This is a genomic window from Streptomyces katrae, from assembly GCF_000966975.1.
GTDB lineage: Bacteria > Actinomycetota > Actinomycetes > Streptomycetales > Streptomycetaceae > Streptomyces > Streptomyces katrae.
Genome location: NZ_JZWV01000501.1, coordinates 1 through 2881 on the forward strand (window position 1 = coordinate 1; position 2881 = coordinate 2881).

A 2881-nucleotide genomic window follows, 5' to 3' on the forward strand; every position below is an offset into this window, starting at 1 on the left:
CTGAGACCGCTGAGTGTGGTCCCGACGAGCCCGGCCCCGCCCGGCCGTTCGGTGCCGGGGGGGCGGTGGTGGGTGGTGCCGGCGGTGGGGGCCGCCGCACTGGGTCGGGTTCCTCCGCCCGGGACTCCGGTCGGCGGGTGGGCAGCCACCGGGCTGCCCCCGGCCCCTCGCGGGGGGAAAAGTCCCGCCCCCCGTGCCGACGTAAAAGAAAAATGCTCACCCCAGCGGGAGCTCCACGTACGAAGGCGTCGGCTCCGGGGAGGTGAAGGACAGGGTGGCGCGGGGCAGGTTGGCGTCCGAGTAGAGGGGGTCGCGGGGCGTCAGGGCCAGCATCGGGCGGTGGCCCGGCGGGAGGTCGTACGCGGTGGGCTGGAGGTCGATGTCCGCGTTGATCAGGCTGTCCGGCGGGGCGTCCAGGTCGCTGAACGGGGCGTGGGTGATCAGGCGGGCCGAGCCGTCGGGGGCGAGGTCCAGGAGGTACGCGACGAAGGTGGAGCCGGAGTTGGCGGCCCGGTAGGTGACGCGCAGGCGCGGGGTGCCGCGCAGGCGGGTGGTGTCGGGCGCCGGGGCGGCGGTCCACACGGCGGTGGCCGTACGGTCCATCGCGGCGGCGTCCGGGTAGAGCCGTGGCCGGCCCTCCAGTTCGGCGTACCCGGAGCGGGCGACCGCGTCGGCGACGGCCACCGGCGTTTCGACCCCGCACAGCACGCCCGCCGCCCAGCCGGGGTCGGGCCGGTCGGCGAGTTCGCCGGTGCCGGTGAGGTGCAGGCGGCGGATGTGGCGGGTGGGGAGGGGCCAGGTGGGGGAGGGTTCGAGGGCGCGGCTCCACATGACCTCGGAGAGGACCTCGCCCTCCCCGTCGATGCCGTTGCCCGCCCCCGCGAGGTGGTGGTCGAACCAGCGCTGGGCGTCCGCCCAGATCCGGTTCGGCAGGCCGGGCAGGCCGGCCGCCTCGGGGCCGCCGTGGTCGCCGATGGAGAGGTCGACGCGCTTGGGGCCGGTGAGCTCCTGGAACGTCCGCAGCAGCTGGCCGGCCGGGAAGAGGGTCTCGTGCCAGGCGTGGGCGTAGAAGACCGCGACCTGGCGCCGCCCCAGCTCCTTGAGGTGCGTGAACGGTGAGCGCTGCTCCGCCCAGGCCAGGCTCTCGTGTACGTCCCGGTCGGCGAGGAGGTTCTCCAGGGCGCGCTGCGCCGGCCGGCCCAGCCGGGCCCGTGGGGCGGCGGTGAGCAGGGTGTGGACGGCGGCGGTGCGGCGGGTGGAGTTCTCCCGGAGCACCTCCCCGAGGTCGCCCCAGCCGCTGAGCGCCGCCACCGCGTCCACCCGGGCGTCGTGCGCGGCGACGAGCTGGGCGATGCCCGCGCCGTACGAGACGCCGAGGAAGCCGATCCGGGTGACGGGTCCGGCGGCGCGCTCCAGGAGGTGGTCCAGGGCGTGGCGGCCGTCGGTGACGTCGAGCGGTCCGGCGAAGTCGGCGTGGCCCTCGGAGGCGGCGAACCCGCGCGGGCTGTAGGCGAGGACGTCGTAGCCGCGCACCGCGAACCGGGAGGCCTGGACGGCGTACGCGAGCCAGCCGAGGTCGGTCCAGGGTGCGGGCATCACGACCGCCGGCCGGGGTCCGGCCCCGGTGTGGCGCCAGAGCGCGGCTTCGAGGAGGTCGCCGTCGGCGCCGGTGACCTTGCCCCGGCTGAAGACGACGGCGGCCCGCACGGCCTGGACCTCGGCCGCGCGTGCGGGCGGCAGACCGGTGGACTCACCGCTTTCGAGGGCGGTGGCGAAGGCGGTGAGGGCGGTGGCGTCGAGTTCGGGGTAGAGGGAGGGGGCAGCTGGGTGCACGTCGGATCATCCTCGTCGTCTCGTCGGCTCGTTGTCCGGTTGCCTCGTCGGTCCGTCGGCTCGTCGGCCGGTTGCCTCGTCGGCTCGTTGTCCGGTCGGCTGGTCGCCTCGGCGTCGCGTGGCACGGACGTGTTCGGATGCGGGGGGACGCGGGGGGTGGTGCGCTGACGGGGTGCGCTCCTCGTGCTCCGGCGGTGGGAGCGGAGCACTCAGTATCGGGGTGGTGCGCGGGGCGTGCTCGGGGGCCTGTGGCGTACGGCCGGAATCGCCCGGGGGTGTGGGCGGCGCGGGGCCCTTGGGCCTCGGGAAAGGGGCTGGTGGTTCCAAGTCCCGTGCACGGGCGCCTGGTTGGCGGGTGGCGGGAATCCGGCGGGATCGAATGAAAATCATGCAAGCGTGCTTGATTGTTTCCCGGGCGGCTGCCAGGCTTCCCCTCACGCCGAGAGGGGAGCACGCCGTGCCCGAGCCGTCCGTCGTCGCCGTCTTCGCCGATCTGCGGGAGGAGGGCCGTGAACTCGACTCCCTCGTAGGGGGGTTGGCGGGCTCCGAGTGGGCGCGGCCGACGCCCGCCGAGGGGTGGAGCGTCGCCCATCAGATCGCGCACCTGCACTGGACCGACCGGGCCGCGCTGCTCGCGCTCACCGACGCCGAGGGGTTCGCGCGGGAGGTGGAGGCGGCCCTCGAGGCGCCGGATTCCTTCGTCGACGAGGGCGCGGAGGAAGGGGCCCGGCTGGCGCCCGCCGAGCTGCTGGCGCGGTGGCGGGCCGGGCGGCGGGAGCTGGACCGGGCCCTGGCCGCCGCTTCGCCCGACGCCCGTTTCCCCTGGTACGGGCCGCCGATGAAGGCCGCGTCCATGGCGAGCGCCCGGCTGATGGAGACCTGGGCGCACGGCCAGGACGTCGCCGACACGCTCGGCGTGCGCCGGGTCCCGACCGCCCGGCTGCGGCACGTCGCGCGGATCGGGGTGCGGGCGCGGGACTACGCGTACGCCGTCCGTGGACTGGCGGCGCCGGCCGGGGAGTTCCGGGTCTGTCTCTTATACACATCT

Annotated in this window: 2 protein-coding genes; one reads left to right on the plus strand and one right to left on the minus strand. The window is 75.5% G+C overall.

What is annotated here, in order from left to right; all coding sequences use genetic code 11:
- Nucleotides 1-216: 216 nt before the first annotated feature.
- Nucleotides 217-1833: a CocE/NonD family hydrolase gene (locus tag VR44_RS18430; protein ID WP_045948625.1), complete on the minus strand. Its 1617-nt coding sequence runs from the start codon at nt 1831-1833 to the stop codon at nt 217-219.
- A 457-nt stretch (nt 1834-2290) separates the two neighbouring features.
- Between VR44_RS18430 and VR44_RS18435 the strand changes: the two genes are divergently transcribed.
- Nucleotides 2291-2881, plus strand: a 591-nt coding sequence (locus tag VR44_RS18435; RefSeq protein ID WP_045948626.1) for a maleylpyruvate isomerase family mycothiol-dependent enzyme, incomplete at its 3' end; no start/stop codon positions are given.